At 46.6% G+C, this 19,145-nt stretch carries 13 protein-coding genes; 3 read left to right on the forward strand and 10 right to left on the reverse strand.

What is annotated here, in order from left to right; genetic code table 11:
* Window positions 1–606 precede the first annotated feature (606 nt).
* The 5 genes from H6571_24630 to queG form a co-directional block, all read right to left on the reverse strand.
* Window positions 607–1,851: an FAD-dependent oxidoreductase gene (locus H6571_24630; protein MCB9326938.1), complete on the reverse strand. Its 1,245-nt coding sequence runs from the start codon at window positions 1,849–1,851 to the stop codon at window positions 607–609.
* A gap of 37 nt (window positions 1,852–1,888) precedes the next feature.
* Window positions 1,889–2,890, reverse strand: coding sequence for a 4-hydroxyproline epimerase (locus H6571_24635; protein MCB9326939.1), 1,002 nt, complete (start codon window positions 2,888–2,890; stop codon window positions 1,889–1,891).
* A complete protein-coding gene (locus H6571_24640; GenBank protein MCB9326940.1) occupies window positions 2,890–4,461 on the reverse strand; it encodes an aldehyde dehydrogenase (NADP(+)) in 1,572 nt (523 codons plus the stop codon). Before H6571_24640 ends, H6571_24635 begins: the two co-directional genes overlap by 1 nt.
* 61 nt (window positions 4,462–4,522) lie before the next feature.
* Window positions 4,523–5,437, reverse strand: coding sequence for a dihydrodipicolinate synthase family protein (locus tag H6571_24645; GenBank protein MCB9326941.1), 915 nt, complete (start codon window positions 5,435–5,437; stop codon window positions 4,523–4,525).
* Between the two features lie 158 nt (window positions 5,438–5,595).
* A complete protein-coding gene (gene queG, locus H6571_24650) occupies window positions 5,596–6,540 on the reverse strand; it encodes a tRNA epoxyqueuosine(34) reductase QueG (GenBank protein ID MCB9326942.1) in 945 nt (314 codons plus the stop codon).
* A gap of 134 nt (window positions 6,541–6,674) precedes the next feature.
* Between queG and H6571_24655 the strand changes: the two genes are divergently transcribed.
* Window positions 6,675–6,908 carry a RecX family transcriptional regulator gene (locus H6571_24655; protein ID MCB9326943.1) on the forward strand — a complete coding sequence of 78 codons (234 nt, stop codon included), beginning with the start codon at window positions 6,675–6,677 and terminating at the stop codon, window positions 6,906–6,908.
* A gap of 15 nt (window positions 6,909–6,923) precedes the next feature.
* On the opposite strand, the gene H6571_24660 is transcribed toward H6571_24655, so the two are convergent.
* Complete coding sequence (locus H6571_24660) at window positions 6,924–7,862, reverse strand: GNAT family N-acetyltransferase (protein ID MCB9326944.1); 939 nt, start codon at window positions 7,860–7,862, stop codon at window positions 6,924–6,926.
* Window positions 7,863–7,958: 96 nt separating this feature from the next.
* Window positions 7,959–8,717 carry a nuclear transport factor 2 family protein gene (locus H6571_24665; protein MCB9326945.1) on the reverse strand — a complete coding sequence of 253 codons (759 nt, stop codon included), beginning with the start codon at window positions 8,715–8,717 and terminating at the stop codon, window positions 7,959–7,961.
* Between the two features lie 255 nt (window positions 8,718–8,972).
* Between H6571_24665 and H6571_24670 the strand changes: the two genes are divergently transcribed.
* Both H6571_24670 and H6571_24675 read left to right on the forward strand, forming a co-directional pair.
* Window positions 8,973–10,139 (forward strand): HAMP domain-containing histidine kinase, encoded by a 1,167-nt coding sequence (locus tag H6571_24670; GenBank protein MCB9326946.1) that lies wholly within the window; start codon window positions 8,973–8,975, stop codon window positions 10,137–10,139.
* A gap of 209 nt (window positions 10,140–10,348) precedes the next feature.
* A complete protein-coding gene (locus H6571_24675) occupies window positions 10,349–10,783 on the forward strand; it encodes a hypothetical protein (protein MCB9326947.1) in 435 nt (144 codons plus the stop codon).
* A gap of 420 nt (window positions 10,784–11,203) precedes the next feature.
* Here H6571_24675 and H6571_24680 read toward each other — a convergent pair whose 3' ends face one another.
* From H6571_24680 to H6571_24690, 3 genes are all read right to left on the reverse strand, one after another.
* A complete protein-coding gene (locus H6571_24680; protein MCB9326948.1) occupies window positions 11,204–13,414 on the reverse strand; it encodes an amino acid permease in 2,211 nt (736 codons plus the stop codon).
* Between the two features lie 151 nt (window positions 13,415–13,565).
* Entirely contained in the window at window positions 13,566–13,976 is a 411-nt protein-coding gene (locus H6571_24685; protein ID MCB9326949.1) for a hypothetical protein, read from the reverse strand.
* 317 nt (window positions 13,977–14,293) lie between these two features.
* Entirely contained in the window at window positions 14,294–18,889 is a 4,596-nt protein-coding gene (locus H6571_24690; protein ID MCB9326950.1) for a S8 family serine peptidase, read from the reverse strand.
* Window positions 18,890–19,145: the final 256 nt, after the last annotated feature.

Below are 19,145 nucleotides of genomic sequence, written 5' to 3' on the forward strand. Positions count from 1 at the left end.
TCTCATTTTCCTTTTTTAACAACACAGATTTTGGTCTCGCCTGGCTGCCAGACAGGTGCTCTGATCCTAATTTCAATTTAGCAGTAAATTTATAAAAACCAATTAGCCTCTCCCCAAACCAATATAGTATTCCGGGAGAAAACACTTAGTATAGTAAAAATTAAAGACCCAACTTAGTAAAGGCAAGCCCGGTCTTTAGTTGTGTTATTTCTTAAAAATAAACACTAATGATATATTATGGAATCTTAAATTCGGATAGGAAGAATCTTGACTAATATTTAATAGCCCAAAAGAGTACCTTATTAATAATTAATTCAATTGAACAATTAAGTAATTTTATGTCATTCATAATTTTTTTGATCCGGTCAATAAACGTCATATTTGTAGTACTTATACTTGATTGGGTTATTTTAACACATGAGGATATTTGTCGCACAAAAGGTTCTTTATGCTGCTTTGGATTGTGTGGAACTCAGTTAAAAAGGATTCCCCCCTTTTTTATATACCTTTTTCACCTCCAACCTTAAATCTTGCAACGGACTTTTCACATTCCGGATGATCCGGTTGCTCATTTGGATATCATTTGGTTTTCAAAAAATAAACAACTCAAAACCTGTCCACCCGGAACAAACTCACATCCATTTCCGGTTTTTTTCCGGCAAACATTTGGGTCACCAGCTTTCCTGTAGCCGGGCCGGTACTCATGCCCATCATGGCGTGCCCGGTGGCCACAATGAGGTTTTCGATCTTTTTGGATTTACCGATATAAGGCAACCCATCAGGAGAACAGGGGCGGTAACCATGCCAGATTGATTTTTCATCGGGCATTTCAACAGAAAATTCAGGATAATAATGCTGGAGACTATTCAAAATTCCCTGCAACCTGAATTGATTGACCTTTTCTGAAAAATTACTGATCTCAAGTGTGCCTCCTATTCTTAGGTGTTTGCCCATTGGGGTAATCGCCACTTTTGCCTCGGTTAGAATGGTAGGTATTTCAGGCCGGGCAGGAAGATTCTCATAAGTTACGGAATACCCTTTCCCATCCTGCAAAAGGATTTTCACCCCGGCTTTTTTCAACAGTCGGGCCGACCAGCTTCCGGCGGCCAGGACTACCTGTTTTACCTCAATAGCTGATCCATCAGACATCAACAGTTTTTCGATCTTTCCTCCTCCTATATTAAAATCAACAATCGATTTACCCGTGATAAAATTCACACCGGATGCTTTTAACTCAGCAGCCAGTTGCCTGATAAAGGTATTGGGATATAAGTGGGCATCACCAGGGTAATACACCCCACCGCGTACATCAACCTTTACGCCGGTTTCCAGTTGCTGAACCTCAGCAGATGATAAAACCCGCGCCTCCATACCCAAATCATGAGCCTTTTCGGCGATCTCAATTTCCTCCTGTTCTGTTTTGGGGTTGTTGTACAAAAGCAACAGGCCTTTGCGTTCAAGGTCAAAATTAAAAGGAGGGGTAGCCGCAAATTCCTGGTAGAGTTCTCTGCTCCTTTCATTGAGTTGTTTTAATACAGGAATGGCCTTATTCACCTTTTCGGGCGTTGCCGACCGGTAGAATTTCCATACCCATTCCAGCAATTCAGGGCTCAACCGCGGCTTGATGAAAAACGGACTCCGCTTATCAAACATCCAGCGAATCCCCTTGGCCATAACACCCGGGGTAGCCAGTGGTATAAAATGACTGGGAACCACCATTCCCGCATTCCCATGGGAAGCGCCGTCAGTAAGGTCGGTATTATCGATCACGACAACTTCATGGCCTTCCTGCATCAGGTACCAGGCCGAACACAGACCAATAACGCCTCCGCCAATGATGTGAATTTGCATGTGTGAAAGGATTTTAAATTATACTGAAACCTGCTTTTTAAATCACCTGAAATCCGAGTGCATAGGGATCATCCTCTTCATCGATGATGATCTGGTTGTAACCCGTAATTTTGGCCCAACCCTCTATACTCGGCACGATGGCCTCAAAATCACCACACTTCCCTGCCGACTCCACTTTCCCGACAAACTGACTGCCGATAATGCTTTCGTGCACAAAAGTATCCCCGACCTTGAGTTTTCCTTTTGAAAACCACTGCGCCATTCGGGCAGAAGTTCCTGTCCCACAGGGGGAACGGTCGATGGCTTTATCCCCATAAAAAACGGCATTTCGTGCATCTGCCTGGGGGGAGATGGTATCGCCGGTCCAAAGCATGTGACTAAGTCCCCTGATATTGGAATCGAGGGGGTGTTCAAAATGGTATAACTCATTCAGCCGCCGGCGCACGACAGGGCTCCATCGGATCAGGTCGGCAGCCTGAAAATCCTGTATGCCAGAGAAATTTTCCTGCGGATCGACGATGGCGTAAAAATTTCCGCCATAAGCAACATCCACCTTTAATTTCCCCAGATCGGGGCAATCCACCTCAAGATTTTCTTTGAAAAGGAAGGACTGGACATTTGTAAGTTTGACCGAAGTGACCTTTTTTCCTTCCTGTTTGTAGGAGATCATCACCAGACCTGCAGGTGCCTCCATTCGAACTTGTCCGGGTATTTTAGGCTGGATCAATCCCTCCTCGATGCCAATGGTGATCGTACCAATGGTACCATGGCCACACATGGGCAGGCAACCGCTGGTTTCAATAAAAAGAACACCCACATCGTTCGCTTCATCCGATGGCGGGTACAAAATACTTCCCGACATCATATCGTGCCCCCGGGGTTCAAACATGAGCCCTTTCCGTATCCAATCATACTCTTCCAGGAAATGGAGTCTGCGTTCCATCATACTATTCCCTTTGAGTTGAGGTCCGCCGCCTGCCACCAATCGAACCGGATTACCGCAGGTATGTGCATCTATGCAGAAAAATGTCTTTCTCATTATTTTGTCCGTTTTCCGTCCACCAACCGCCAAATATTCAAAGGATTCCCTGTCTTGAGTGCTTCAGGGAGTAATGTTTCAGGGCAATCCTGAAAAGCGACCGGGCGCACAAAACGATGGATGGATCCGGTGCCCACTGAGGTGAACCGGCTGTCCGTCGAAGCCGGGAACGGACCGCCATGCTGCATCGCATGACATACCTCAACACCCGTAGGCACTCCGTTAAAAATAACCCTTCCTGCCTTGGTTTGCAAAGTATCGAATAATGCATTCCAATCTCCAAGCTCATGGTCTGTTCCCATCATGGAAGCGGTCAATTGCCCGTGTAATTTTTCAGCCACAGCCTGCATTTCGGTTTCATCTTTACATTTCACCACCAGGCTAAAAGGCCCGAAGATCTCCTGCTGCATGGCAGGATTTTCCAGGAATGCAGCCGCTTTTACAGAAGCTATAGCAGGATGAGCTTTCCAGGATTCTTCCTTTTGTGCCTGAACGTATTCAGCCTTAACCGTCGATTCCTCAAGACATTCGGCTTTCAGGCGTTCGTAATTCTGATAAATACCTTTGTTGAGCATGGTTTGAGCCACAAGGTTTTGAAAAGCGGTCCGGAGGTGTTGCGTAAAATGCTCCGAATCTTCATTATCCATCACCACGACCAGCCCGGGGTTGGTACAGAATTGACCTGCCCCGAGATTAACGGAGCCGGCAACCTGGCCCGCGAGTGTTTCTGCCTGTTGGTGTTGTAATTCAGGAAGTATAAAAACAGGATTGATGCTGCCCATTTCGGCAAATACCGGAATAGGATCCGTCCTTTCCTGCGCAAGCCGGTGCAAGGCCATCCCACCATTATAAGAGCCTGTGAAGGCCACTCCTTTAACCTGAGGATGTTGAACCAAAGCAGTACCTACCTTGAAACCCACCGCATTCAAAGCAGAAAATACACCATCAGGCATATTGGTTTTACGGGCCGCCTTTTGAATAGCTTCCGACACCAAAGCATTGGTCCCCGGATGCGACTCATGAGCCTTTACGATCACGGGACACCCGGCCGCCAGTGCTGAAGCAGTATCGCCTCCTGCAGTGGAGAATGCCAGGGGAAAATTACTCGCGGTAAAAACCACTATCGGGCCAACCGCCTGGAGCATATTGCGAATATCAGGTTTCGGAGCCGGTTGGCGATCTGGTTGGGGGCTGTCAATAATGGCGTTGACCCAACTGCCCTCTTCCACAAGGTCGGCAAACATGCGTAGTTGACCGCAGGTACGGCCTCTTTCACCGGTTACCCTGCCTTCCGGCAAACCGCTTTCTGCCATTACCCTGTGGACAAGGGTATCTCCCAGCGCTTCGATCTCATCAGCTATGCCTCTCAGGAATCCGGCTTTTTCAGCCCCTGAAGTGTGGCGATACACTTTCGAGGCTTTATTGGCCCGTTCCACGGCGAGGTTCACTTCATCGAGAGTTGCCGCGACAAATGTTCCTTCAAGCGATTGCCTGGTGGACGGATCTGTAGCATGATAGGTTTGATCTCCCTTGCCTGAATGGTCGTATCCGATTATGTTTTCCGTGATCATTTTTTGCGTTTTTTTTCTTGGTTCTTAACTCTATTTATTGGTTCAAGTTGAGCGCAGCGAATTACAAGCTCAGATAATCAGGAAGCACCGGACGTTTGGCCAACCCTTTATTTAAAATATCGAGCACGCGTTGTCTTTCGGCTCCTTCCAGCATTTTCCGTGGTTGTCTGACAAACTCCGTTCCTATTCCGGTCATCACCTCGGCTAATTTAATATTTTGCACCAACTGGGGACTAATATCCAGTTCTAAAATCGGTAAAAACCACCGATGAATGGCGAGGGCCTCTTCAATCCGGCCGGCTTTCACCAGTCGGTAGATGGCTACTGTTTCGGCAGGGAAGGCATCCACCAGCCCGGCGACCCATCCGTCGGCGCCCATAATCAACTCTTCCATGGCAATGGTATCTACCCCGCAAAGTATCTTTATGTCGGTCCCGAAACTATTTCTCAGACGGGTAACATTGGAAATATCCCGGGTACTTTCCTTGATGGCCTGAATATTGTCAAGCTTGAGCAACTTTTCCAGCATAGGAATTTTGATCTCAATCTTATAATCCACGGGATTGTTGTACAAAAGGATCGGGAGATCGGTACTCTGCGCAATTGTTTTGAAGAATTCAGTCGTTTCGTCATCCGTAGATTTATACATCATAGGCGGCAAAACCATCAGGCCGTCGGCTCCGGCATCCTGTGCTTTTTTGGCCAGGGAAATCGCTGAACGTGTCGATCCTTCGGCAATATTGACGATCACAGGAATTTTATCCCCGATATGCTGTTTGGTCGCTTGTAACAATTCGATCCGCTCTTCATGCGTGAGGGTAGAGGATTCTCCAAGAGAACCTCCGAGGATCATTCCGTCGATGCCTGCTGCGATCTGTGCATCTGTGTTTTTTAGAAAACCCTGGATATCCAGCGCTTCGTCTTTTGTAAATTTTGTGGTAACTGCCGGGTAAACCCCTGTCCATTTTACTTTCATAGTTATTTTTTTTTTGAGGATACAAATTTGGGGGTTGCTGATGGAAATTGTTATTCCTAAATTATTAAAAACCAATACTATTTTATCGAAAATGATAAAAATTCGTAGATAAATCAATTAATAACATCAAAATAGTACGCAAACAGAGCATTGGCTTTTCAATATTCCTTTTTTTCCTCCATTAAAAACTTAATGTTGCGTCTTAGTCCTGAATATTTTGTTCGTTTCACTGCCGATTTCCTGAATAATTCACTAAAAACGTCTTCTGTTATTTCCTGCCATTCCCTTCTGGTCATGGACAACAGCTCGGGATGGGGTTCAAAAGCAGGTTCGTTGTGTGGTTTGGCAAAACGGTTCCATGGGCAAACTTCCTGGCAAATATCGCAGCCGAACATCCAGTTTTCGAATTGCCCTTGGTAGGATTCTGGAATCTCTTCTTTGAGTTCAATAGTGAAATAAGAGATGCATTTACTGCCGTCCACAATATATCCCCCGGGTGATATTGCTTCTGTCGGACAAGCCTCAATACAGCGCCTGCAGGTACCACAATGATCTTTCACCGGGCTATCGCTTTCCACCTCCAGGTCGATGATCAGTTCTGCTAAAAAATAATACGAGCCGGCTCCCGGACGAATCAGCATGGTATTTTTCCCCATCCACCCCAGTCCGCTGCGTCGTGCCCAATCCCTTTCCAAAACCGGAGCCGAATCCACAAAAGCACGTCCACTCACTTCCCCTATTTCCAGGTGGATAAAATCAAGCAGTTCCCTGAGTTTCTCCTTCACTACAAAATGATAATCCTTTCCAAAAGCATACCGGGAAATTTTCGGAGCTGTCTCGTCCCGTTGCTGCTTTTCGGTATGATAATTATACATAAGGCTCACCACGGTTTTAGCTCCCTCCACCAGTTTTCGCGGGTCGGTGCGCTTTTCAAAATGGTTGGCCATGTAACTCATTTTTCCATGTTTTCCCATATTGAGCCATTCTTCCAGCCGATGAGCCTCCTCATCCATCTGTTCCGCTTTCGCAAATCCGACAAACCCAAAGCCAAGCCGCCGGGCTTCCGCAATGATTCGTTGTTTGTATTGATGTTTCGGTACGATGATGGTCTTGATTATTTAGGTAAAGATATGGCTGTGTGCTGAACTTTCTGAGTTTTTATATCATTTTGGAAAAAAAGGAAGAAAAGCTTAAATTTGAAGCATCAATTATTCCATTACAAAAAATTTCGAGACCTATGGGCATTAATGAAATCATTGAACAAGAATTAAAAAGGCAGGCATGGGAGGAAGGCCTGGAAGAAGGCCTGGAGAAAGGCATCGAGAAAGGCCTGGAAAAAGGTTCTTTTGAAACCCTTAAAAAAGTGTCCAGATCTTTGATTTCAAAAGGGTTCTCCACGGATGAAATTGCCGAAATACTGGAATTGGATGTTAAGCTGGTTAGGGAACTTACTGAGGGAAATCCCGAATAACCTGAATAACGTCAATCACCCTCTTTTTAACCTTTCCACAAAACTAAACAACCGGGAATTATTCCCCCTAATATTGAAATATGGAACTTGATACGCTCCCGTCCGGTGCCAGATAAATTCAACATTTTTGATCATGCTGCCTTCAAAATCAAACGTATCTACTCCCCACTCCTCCTTTGCATAACGCATCACATGCCATACCATAAAAATGCCGGCCCCGCTTTTTCGCAACTTCGGATCCGAACCTGATATATGGTAATAAGCCAGATCATCATCCCGCAGCAGGCAACAAACAGCATGAATCCGGTTTTCCTGATCCCTTGCAAAAAACAGAGCCGATTTTTTTTGGGCTTCGAGTGTTTTGAGATGTTCCACAAGCATTTCCCGGGAAGCATGCATTTGCTCGCCCTGGCGATCAAAGGTCATTTTGAGAACCTCATAAAACTCCTCCGGGCTGCCTTCCTGGTCGATCTTTACGAGCTTTTCCCCTTTTTTTATATTCTTGCGAATATCCTGGACAAAATTTCCCCGAACCTTATCCAGGTCGCTGATATCCAGACGATAAGTGTACCGGGTGTTTTGACTGTACCCTTTCCAGAAAAAAGGCAGCCAGTTGGTCACAGCCGGATAAAAACTCTGGTTGAAACTGTCCACAGCAGGCAACTGTGATTCGAGGCTTTCAAAAATGCGGTGCTGGTCCTTTAAATTTTCAAATTCGGGCAATAAAAACGGCCCCATATATTTCACAAAAGGCGGCATGGTGATGTAAGTGAATCCGTATTTCTTTTTGATAAAATAAGGCAGAGCCGCAATCACCTCTCCGTCTTCCTCCTCAAAAACAACATCCCATCTTCCCCCCTCACAGGCCGAGTCCAAATACCAGTCCCTGGCAAAAACCGGTACGCCGGCCTTTTCGCAAAAATCGTTGTAAAGGGCTCTCTTTGATTTATCCATTAGCTATTTGAATCTGTCGCCTGAAGCAATCGCGAATCCACCGGGTTTGATTCAGGCTAATAACGCGGAAAGCGGTGCATTGTTTTACGTATTCATTTACTTTCCCTCCACCAGTTTTAAAAAATCCTGAAGCTTATCATTATCTATCGTTACGCTAAGGTGATAATGTTTGATCTTCCAGCCCTCACCTGTTTTGGCCAATACGCCGGAACCCATACACACTCCCATCCAGGTGTCCAGTTTCTCTTCCCACCAGGCCAATTCACCATCCTCTGATACATAAATATTCCGGTCAAAAGGTTTGAAATCCCAGGCAGATTCACGTTGAAAATATTCAGCCGCCCACTCCTTCATCTCATCCCGCAACCAACGCTCCGTTTTATCCGTACCGATATAAATGGCGTCTTGGGCCATACTCCCAAAAAAAACAACAGCATCCGAGACAGCGGCAGCTTGGTGCCAGTTGTCGAGCAAGTTGGTGATGAGGGTTTGATCGTCTTCCGCTTCTGTGCGGCAATTTAACCGGCTCCGGGTATCAATGATCTTGGTGATCTTCCAGCCGGAGGGTTCTTTGAACAACTGGAAGGCATTGGCCCCACAGTGCGATACCGCGTCATTGACAAAAAAAGTGTATTCGGTCCAGACAGTGGCCAGGTGGCCATCCACGTGAATGTTCCAGTTCCACAAACGTTCTTCAATTTTCAGCCCCGGAGGTATTTTACTCAACCCACTGATGAATTGCTCCAATCCATCGGTTTCTATCTCTGCCCCCGTTGGTTTATCTTCAGCAATGGTTTGCAACAGCACTTCCTGTGCAAAAACAGACCGCACCAGAGCCGTGTCGAGGGTATGCATTCCGGTGAATAATGTTTCTATGGTCTGCCTGACGGATGATTTTTCCTGCGCATTTAATACAAACGGAAAAACCAAAAGACCTAAAATGAACGTTCTAATCATAATTGGGTAATTTGTGCAAAGTTAAGCTACAAAATTAATCATTCGAACCATATTCACACAAGGTCCTCTCAATTCGTATTTCGAAATTCGAAATTCGTAAATGAATTTCATTAACTTTGGGATCGAAATAAACGCGACACGTCAAACGCTCGTATGGATATCTACAAAAAGAAGTCTACCTGGAAAATTTATCTGGCCATATTAGGCGTACTGATTGTTTTGGTATCGCTCGTTTACACGAATTACCTGGCAGGCAAACTGGCGGAAGAGGAGAAAAAGAAAGTAGAGCTTTGGCTTATGGCCATTGAAGAGATCAATGATTTTGACAATGAAGACATTGACTATTGCGGGCTGGAAATTCCTTCCTTCATCATCCGTTCCAATACGACGATTCCCGTCATCATTGTCAATGAAAGGGGCGGCATCGATGCTGTGGCCAATTTCGACCGTGACCTCGAAGGCAATGAACCTTATTTTAAAAAAGAAGTCGCCAAATTACAGGCCACCGATTACGAACCCATCCAGGGTTTTGCTGTGTCTATTTATTACAAAGAATCCAACATATTACGGCAATTGCGGTTTTTTCCCTTCATTCAGTTATTGCTCATAGGCTCTTTTGTGCTCTTCGGATACCTGGCCCTCAACGCCGCACGGAGAGCAGAACAAAACAGGATATGGGCCGGCATGGCCAAGGAAACCGCCCACCAGCTAGGGACGCCCATCTCTGCCATCATGGCCTGGGTGGAACACCTTAGGTTGATCCGCGACAAAGACCCGGAAGTCCTCGAAATTGCCGAAGAACTCAGCAAAGATGTGGGCCGCCTCGACCTGGTGGCAGACCGATTCTCCAAGATCGGTTCAGCCCCAAAACTGGAAAGTGTCAACATTTACCAAGAACTCGACGAGTGCCGTCACTATATGCAGAAAAGAGCACCACGCAAGGTCTCCTTTGATTTTCCGGCTCCCGACACCGGCGATTACCGGGTAAACATCAACAAGCACCTTTTTGACTGGGTAGTGGAAAACCTTCTTCGCAATGCCCTCGATGCCATGGACGGCAAAGGACACATCTCCGCCAAAATATACCCTGATGAAAAGTACATCAACATTGATCTGACGGACACCGGTAAGGGCATCCCCACCAATAAATTCAAAACCATCTTCAAACCCGGCTTCACCACCAAAAGCCGTGGCTGGGGCCTCGGACTTTCCCTCGCCAAACGCATTGTCGAAGAATACCACTCCGGTAAAATCTTCGTAAAGAACTCCGAGGAAAATAAAGGAACCACGTTTACAATTAGGTTGCCGAAGGCAAATTAGGAGAAGAGTTTACCCGCAAGGGGCGCAAAGCAAAAGAATAATCCTTTAATAAACGCTCCCGATGGCACTGAGATGGAACGAATTTGACGAATTAAACGGGTTTTGTATTTTATTATGAGTTCATACCCTGTATTTTCAGTCCCATCTTTCTGAGCCAAAACCTTATTTCTCTCATCATAAAAAGGTATATTTGTTTCAAACGAACCACAATGAACTCAAAACAATTCATAGTCGCCATTCGTCAAAAAATAGCCGGTGACGAAATCCAAGATGCCATAACAGCCTTACAGGTTTTATTGGCCAACAGCCCGAAACTCAATGAAATTCTCATCCAATCTGCCCGCCATACCGATATCATGAAACACATACGCCTGGGTACCGTCGATTTCGAGCAGGCCAATGTCACCAAAAATCAAATCCGGCTGGCATTATTGGATTTGCTGAGTGAGGTGGAAAAACAGGAGGCTACGCCTGCCATTCAACAGGAGATGGAACAGGCCATTTCCATCGTCAACAGTAAAAATGTGGTGAGCGGCTCGACGATTACCGCAGGTGGCAACGTGCATATCGGGGATAAAAACATCACCCAAAATGCCGACAAGATCATCAACATCGACAAAATTGATAACGCCAACTTTTATTGAAGCCTATGTTTACAGACCTCGCCATTAACCTCGCTTAAGACAATATTTTCACGAAATTCAAGTATTCTGTTTTGTTGGTTAAGTTTGGCCATTATTTGTCGATTTTTTCAACTATATCAAACAAGCCGTTTTCAAACAGCCAAATTGGTTTTAAACACTTAACCACCGAATACAATCAGGTGCAGAGCACCTTAATCTTTGTCACCAAACAAGGGGAAAGGGACTCAAGGTGCAGCGCACCGCAACCTAAATCTGCGAACATCGAAAAAATGTTGCGGTAGCCTGTCCATGGCATACGATGCCGGGACGCTGCACCTTTGATAGATTTTAGAATTTTTTCACAACAAATTTATAGGTGATCTGCACCTATTGTAATTTTCGGCGGTTATTAAATCAAAACCAAAAAACCTGCGTTACAAATTACGCCAACGTCAATCTCAACACAGAACAAGCCGCATGATCGGTAAACTTATCCTTCCTGGTGCCCAGCATCAGGTTGAGCAGGTTGGCCTTTTCGGGGGTACCGATGACCATGAGGTCGTATTCCACCGAGGCGTTTTCCATAGCCGTGACGGGGTTGTTGTCTTTTTTGACGATGACTTTTGCCTGCACGTTGCATTGATCCAGCAGGGCCTGTGATTTATCGATCAGGGCCTGTACCTCCTCATCGGTAGCCTCTTCGGGCATGATGCGCATAAAATTGAGGGTAGCATTATTATAGCGGGCCATACGATCGGCAATGATGATCATGGAGGCATCGTTGCGTTGCGGATGCATCCCGATCAGTACACGACGAATGTAACGCACCCCGTTGTCTTTAAACAGGGCGAGGTTGACATTCATGTGGGTGATGAGCCAGCCCATGGGGTTGCGTACCAGCAGTCCGTCGCCGACCTTGCCGTTCCAGCCCATTAGCATCCATTTACAATGGGTGCGATTGCTGATCAGCCGCACGGTGTCCGTCAGGTTGTGGGTGATGATGGCTTCGAAGCCCACTTCCACATTTTTCTCTTCGGCCATGGCGGAAATCCGGCGGTGGATGGAAGTGATCCGGGGTTCTTCTTCCAGCATGGCATCCAGCATGGTCTGGTCGGGGATTTCCGTCAGGGAAACCACCTGGAGTGGATTGCCCTCTCCCAGGGCAGCTCCAATCTCCACCAGCATTTCCGGGGAGCGTTCCTTCCCGAAAAGGGGAACCACCACGCCTGTTTCCCGGGTCAGCATCTCTTCCAATAAGGGGATGGGCACAGGCTCTACCGTATTGCGGATCTGTGGCCTTAACGGATCACCTTTCGATTGACGGTGGGATTTAAAAAAGAAAAACAAGGCCGGGCGGTGTCCATACATCGTCAGTACGCCCAGGCGTTGTACTTTATTTTTGCCGTAAAGAAAATAAACCATGGCTCCGCCCAGGGCGATCACCGTTCCGGCGAGCAGGGCCAGCCCACCCAATACCACCAGCAAAACGATGCCTGATACGATACCAAAAAGTTGCACCCATGGATAAAAAGGCGACCGGAAATCGGGTTTATACCATTGTACGGCAGTTTCCCGAAAAATGATGACGCAAGCGTTAACCATCACAAACATCATCACCTGGAAAGCACTGGCCAGCTTGGCAATTTTCTCCACATCCAGTAAAAGAATCACCAACGCCATCACCACTCCTGTGACAATAATGGTAACAAAGGGCGTCAAAAACCGGGGATGAACCTTTCTCAGTACAAAAGGCAACAAATTATCGCGGCTCATGGCAAAGGGAAATCGTGAAGCGGCCAGCACTCCCGAATTGGCCATGGAAACCAGGGTAATGACCCCTAATCCTGCCGCCATCAATCCCCAGGAATGGCCGCCAAGATGCGCGACCAGCGTGTAAATGGGCCGGATATCCGTTGCCAGTTCCGCCACCGGAATATTCCCGACCAGGGTATAAGTGATCAGGACGTAAATGCTCATGACGATCACAAAGGAAAGCATCATAGCCAGGGGAAGGTTGCGTCCCGGGTTTTTGATCTCTTCGGCAATGGCCGCTACTTTGGTGACGCCGGCGTAAGAGATGAAAACAAAAGCTGTTGCTGCAATAAGTCCGCCCCCACCGTGGGTGAAAAGCGGGTCCATATGCTCAGGTTTTACCGAGGGCAATCCAAACAAGAACACTATCGCCAGACTGATAATGCTTACCACCACCACAAACAACTGCACCTTGCCCACCTTCTTGACCCCTAAAATATTGAGCAATACAATCACGACCAAAAAAACCATCGCGGCAGCTTTCATCGGAACGGCAGCAATGATAAACAGATAAGCGCCAAAACCTACCAGCGCAAAGGAACTCTTCAACAATAGCGACAACCACAATCCCAGCCCGGAAATGGTACCCATGGCCGGACCGAAGGCTCTTTCGATATAAACATAAGTCCCTCCGGAGGTAGGCATCGCAGTGGCCAGTTCCGACTTGGACAAGGCGGCAGGCAGGACGCAAAGACCCGCCAAAAGGTAAGCCAGCCAGACCGAAGGTCCTGTTTTCATGGCTGCGAGACCAGGCAACACAAAAATCCCGCTCCCCAACATCCCGCCAATGCTAATGGCGACCACTGTGGCCAATGGTAAACTCCTCTCTAATTTTTTCATATACCTGTAAAGCTAAGAAATGTAAAATGTAAAATGTAAAATGTAGAATGTAAAAGTTAAGCTTAAATGGCCCAGGCAAATGGCTTCCAGCATGTAGAGATCAAAATGCCGGATGCCTGGGGACATCTGCATGGGCTCTCCATTCAATCATTCATTCCTTACGAATGGCCCCCATTACCAGGTTGATCAAAAATAATAGTTGACTAAAGACCCATACCAGGGAAAAAAGGACGAGCAAAGTGCCATTGACCGGAGCTGGATCCTCCTTTAAAACTGCCCGGCTTAGAAACAATACACCTGCCGGCATCAGGATTGACAAGACCACATGAACGATGGTCATCCAGTGGATCAGCTTTACCTTCCGGAACAGCCAGTACAATAACCCGGCAAAAACAAGATACATGGAAAAAATAACTGCCGTATGGAAAGTGGAAACCGCATAATAGGTTTCAAAAATCTGGACATCAATGAAACTGTCGGCAATAAAGAAAAGAGCCAGAGCCATCAATATGGGAACGAAACCCCATAAAAAATTGTACGGATTTTGGGTCATTCGGTTCATGCTTAGTGTATTAGGTTAAAAAATACAGGGTTAAGGTGTAAAATGGCCATTAAAGAAGAGAAGATTTGAAGAAAATGCCACCACTAAAGATACGACTTTTTTTAATAAAAAAGGCCGATCCCCATTGCAGGGACCGGCGAATAATTAGTTTGGAATGTTTTTTTCGGTCTAAGGTGTGTGTGTTGATGGTGAACGGCTCAATAGTTTAAATTTGGGTTTTCGTATTCAAAAAAATGGTAAATACGACTCTCTGCCTGATCCCAAAAAAACGATGCTTCACCTTTAATAATTTCGGTAATGACACGCTAATGGTGCCCTTACCGACTGATTACAAATTTAGCCAATTGTACGGAATTATTTCCAAAAAGTTCCATTCGATAGAGGCCTTCCGGCAAATTATCGACAGAAATTTCCCTATATGGTTCATTGTCCGACAATTCGATATTAAACGCTTTCACTTTACGTCCGTCCAGGCTGTAAATAGTACACCGAACCAGGTCTCCCGGATGCATTGCTTCCAGAGGAATTACGATATAATCCGATGCAGGATTCGGGTAAACCGAAAAGGCGTTAACCCCAAGGGACCGCTCCGTTTTTTCGGCTTTCCAATCCAATTCCGGATAACTTCCGATAGCCGCATTCAGCCCGCTTGCAGGTTGTATCAGGATGGAATATTCCTCTACTTCTCCGTACCCGTAGGTGCCGCAAAGGGGTGGTAAAGTACCATATTTCATGGCGATCCTCATTCGCGTGATCCCCGGAACCGCATTATTGGGAATGGTAACCGGTATCGATAAGTTGCCCATGATGGCCCCCCCTGCAAAAATTTCTTCTCCCTCGTCCGAGAAATCATAATCCCCGTTGTAGTCGATCCAGATGCGCCAATACTCCCCAAATGGGGTGGCTGAAAATGCCGGTTGTACTTCCAGCAAATGGGTGGCCCCCGTAAGTGCCGTAAAAATGGTTCCGGGAAAAAGACCCAATCCGCCATTTTTACCGGATACGAAAGCCTGGCCCGACCAGGTGACCTTATCGATCCATTCGTAATTGGTATTGCTGCCTCTCAGCAGGCAGTATTCGCCGCCGCCTACATTCACTTCGCCCGTCGCCTGGCAACCGCTGTCATCGGTAACGGTAACCCCATAGGTGCCGGCAGGGATATTTACCAGGTCTTCGGAGTTTGCCCCGTTGGACCATGAAAAAGTATAAGGCGGCATGCCATAATCCACTTCGAGGTCAATGCTGCCATCATTGCCTTCCAGGGCACTGTTGGTGTCAAAATGCAGCACCATGGGAGAGGAAATATTTACTTCAAAAGTCTTCACATCACTACAATTATTAGCATCCAAAACAGTAACCGTGTAATTTCCGGTACTCAGGTTGTACACATTATAACTCGTCTGTCCGGTATCCCAGACATATTGGTAAGGCGCCGTCCCCCCTTCTACGATCAACTCAATGGATCCTGTGTTTCCGCCGTCACATCCGGGATGGGTGATAATTCCTTCTACGCCGAGCACTTCCGGTTCATCCACTGTGACAAACCGGACCCCGTTGCAACCGTTACTGTCAGTAACCGTCACCTGGTAATTTCCCGCAGCAATTCCAAAGACTGTCGGAGTGTTCAGACCATTATTCCACAAGTAGCTGTAATTTCCGGCACCTCCGGTGGCCGAAGCTAATATTACTCCGTTTGCAGCCCCAAAACAGCCTGGGCTCACCACGGTGGTAGTCAATTCAAGGCTGTTGTTCTGAGCCACGGTGGTTTCCGCGGCCATTAAACACCCATTGGCGTCCACTACCGAAACTTTATAATTTCCGGCTTCGAGATTACCAATATCAGGGGTAGATGCACCGGTGCTCCAAAAATAATTATAGGGAGGGAGCCCTCCTGAGACTTCTGTCAAAACGGATCCGGCTGTAATGGTGCTGCAATTAATATCAACAGGAGTAATATTCACGTTTATAGGTACAGGTTGTGTGAGGGTTACACTGGTGGACAATTGTGCCAAACCATCCGTGACCGTCACCGAATGGGTACCGGCGGTCAGGCCTGTAACATGAGGACCTGTGGCCCCATTGCTCCAAAGGTAACTGTAATTTCCGCTGCCTCCAATGGCATGTATCGTTACCTCTCCGTTATTGCCTCCAAAACAGGACACATTTTGCAGGCTGGATACATTCATCGAAAGATCCCCCATCGTATTTTCCAGGCAGAAGTAAATGGTTTTAAGCCCTCCAAAAGCTCCGCCCGTGGTTAAAACCTGGCCATTCTGTCCGATGAATTCATAATAACCGTCCCCATGGCTGCAACAAATCCCATCACCATAAGCATCCCATATTTTGAGCGTATAACAGCCATAAGGAAGACATTTTTCTATAGACAAGTAGGTGTTCGGAGGCAGGTAATCGTAAGGGCCGCCCGTGGCCACCACATCTCCACTTTGATTGGTCACCTGCCAGCTTATTTCTCCCGGGTAAAGATCGAACTGAAAATTAATCCCAAAATTGGCGTTACAGGTCTGGTGGGTGTATTCTTTGGCGTCAGCCCTGGTGCCTTTGGCTTGTTCACTAATGACAGCCCGGACACTATACCAGTTGCTTTGCCATAATTGAACTGGAAAAGAAAAGGATGTCCCCTGGGTTGAACCGATTTGTTCCATGAACATTTCCCCGATGGCGTACACTTCATAAGAAGTAGCTCCGGGAACAGGATACCAGGAAATAGATGCCGTATTGACATCGACATAATCAAAATCAAAAGACGGTATACCTATTATTGTAAAATTCTCTTCAGAATGAGCCGTCTGGTCTCCCCTGCTGATCCTGATAAAGGCGTTGCCCGAAACCACCTCAGGAACCTTCCATTCATAATATCGAAGATTGCCCGGAACTTCATCAGCTATGGTTAGCCAGCTTTCCATCCCGTCAAGGGAATATTCCAGCAGGAAAGTCCCTTGATCTCCATAGGCATCCCAGCGAAGTATTTCTTTTTCTCCCGGCACAAACCCCTCCCCTGCGGAAGGGTAAGTCACCTCAATTTCATCCTTCACAAAGGAATAAACCACAAAATACTGCTGGGGTCCTTCCGGGATCATGTGTCCTTTAACTCTAAGGGTATAAGCTCCCGGCAGAGGATTGTTGAGAATGACTTCTTCCATATTGTTTACATGATCGTATCCCTGATAGGCGGGTTTCGTAAGACTGTCGTAATGCGGGTAATGGCTTAGCACATGAGGCAGGTAAAGCTGACCTGCACCGCTTTGAAGGGAAATGTCAATATCGTTTACCAATGCTTTGGAAGACAATACCACTCCAGCCGGATCCATCCAGTAAACCATGATCCTGGCCTGGCCTGTGCCGTCCGGGATGATGATCTGATGGTAGTCCTGGTACGCATGTTCAATGGTGTCGGTAATAAACTGTTCTTCCTCAAGGACTTCTAAAGCCCTTCCGAGGTGTATTCTCCCCCATCCATGTTCGTAATCGGGCCCAGGCCTTCCCAGGTCCTCTGCTGAACACAATATCATCGCTTTGATCAGTCCTGAAGGAGGCGATATTCCGTCATACTTTTCCTCGTAAGCCTGGTATATCAGGGCTGCAGATCCTGCAATGACCGGTGAGGCGGCCGAGGTTCCTCCCCCATCCTGGTAGGTATTATTTTCCCCGGTACTCAGGTTCCCCTGGCCAGGCGCACAAATATCCGGTTTGATCCTTCCATCATTGGTGGGTCCCCTGCTACTAGTGACCCGCAAGCTGTCGTTGTAATAGACGTTGCCTACCGCGATAGCATTTTTCCCTGCTTTTCGCCCTCCTGTGATATTCCCAAATCGCGTCAAATCATCATTGGCAAAACCACCGTAAATATCATTACACCCGTCGAATCCACGGTTTCCTGCCGAAAAACAATGGAAAAAATTATTGTTCTCATAAACCTGCTGATCCAGTTCTTGTGCCGTATAGGTATAGTACCCTCCGCAACCTTCTCCGTAAGAAGTAGAAGTAATTTCAACCTGGTAGGTGACAAAATTTTCAACGGCATTGATGATGTGAGGGTATCCTTCGATATCAAAAAGGAATAGATCGGCTGCGGTAGCCATTCCTACCCCTCTTTGGGCAATATTACCACACCCACCGGCCAATCCGACGGTCATATCTCCATGGGTACCGACATCCCCCGTCGTAAAATCAGTTATGCGGCCACGAAAATCTTCATGACTCACCGAACCGTCATCTGCAATACCAATGGAAATACCGTTACCGGTGAAAGCAGTGCCTCCGTTCAACAGGTTGCCCCGAACGAGCGTTCGACCCTTGATCCCTTCTTTTTCAGGGTCACATTCACGAGGGACGATCGCCATGATGAAGGGAAGGCCGGCGAGAGCTTCCAACTGATCGGCCTGAACCGTCATATTGACCGCACGTCCTTTAAGCAAAAGGTTCTCGAATCCTGCCTGTTCGATAGAAGCCCTTGAAGCACTTTTCGACACCCGGGGATAGAGCATAGCACTCACTCTTATGCCCCCTGATTCCAAGAGGCATTCAGGAAAACTCCCTGTTTGTAGGGAAGGAAATATCTTATCCTGAGGTCGTAATGGAACAATCGCGCGAAGCGGAAAATCTTCCAGGTTCACTGTCGCGGGTATGCGGGCCAACCAGGCATAATTAGGTACGTAAATCAGTAATTCGATCCCAACATCGGAAAGTTGCTCCCTGACAGAAGCCGTTGGAATGTCATAAAATTGAAGGATTGAATAAAAATAACCATCGACCATCTGATCGAGATGGATACTTTGTCGTAAACCTTCTTCAGGAATTTCAGTACCTCCGTGTAAAAACAGACTATAGTCCTGGGCACGGAGGGAGATGAGTAAACTTGTTACCAGTGTTAGTGTTAAAATGTAAATTTTCATGTTTCATGTTTGAAAACTGTCCTATATTAAGTACAGTTTTCTCATAGTGTTACAATAGCGTAAGGAAAGGGGGATGACCCGAAATTCCTTATCCTTCAAACAGAAATCAACAAATGGCACAATGGTAACTTATCATGTCGGTAGACATACTTAATGGGCATTACCCCTAAAATAACATTGTGCTTTTGTTATTACCAAATGAAAGGAAACGAATGGCCGTTGTCAATTATCCTGGCGCAATTTAGTTAAAAAAACA

The sequence above is a fragment of the Lewinellaceae bacterium genome, from assembly GCA_020636105.1.
In the GTDB taxonomy this organism is placed as follows: domain Bacteria; phylum Bacteroidota; class Bacteroidia; order Chitinophagales; family Saprospiraceae; genus BCD1.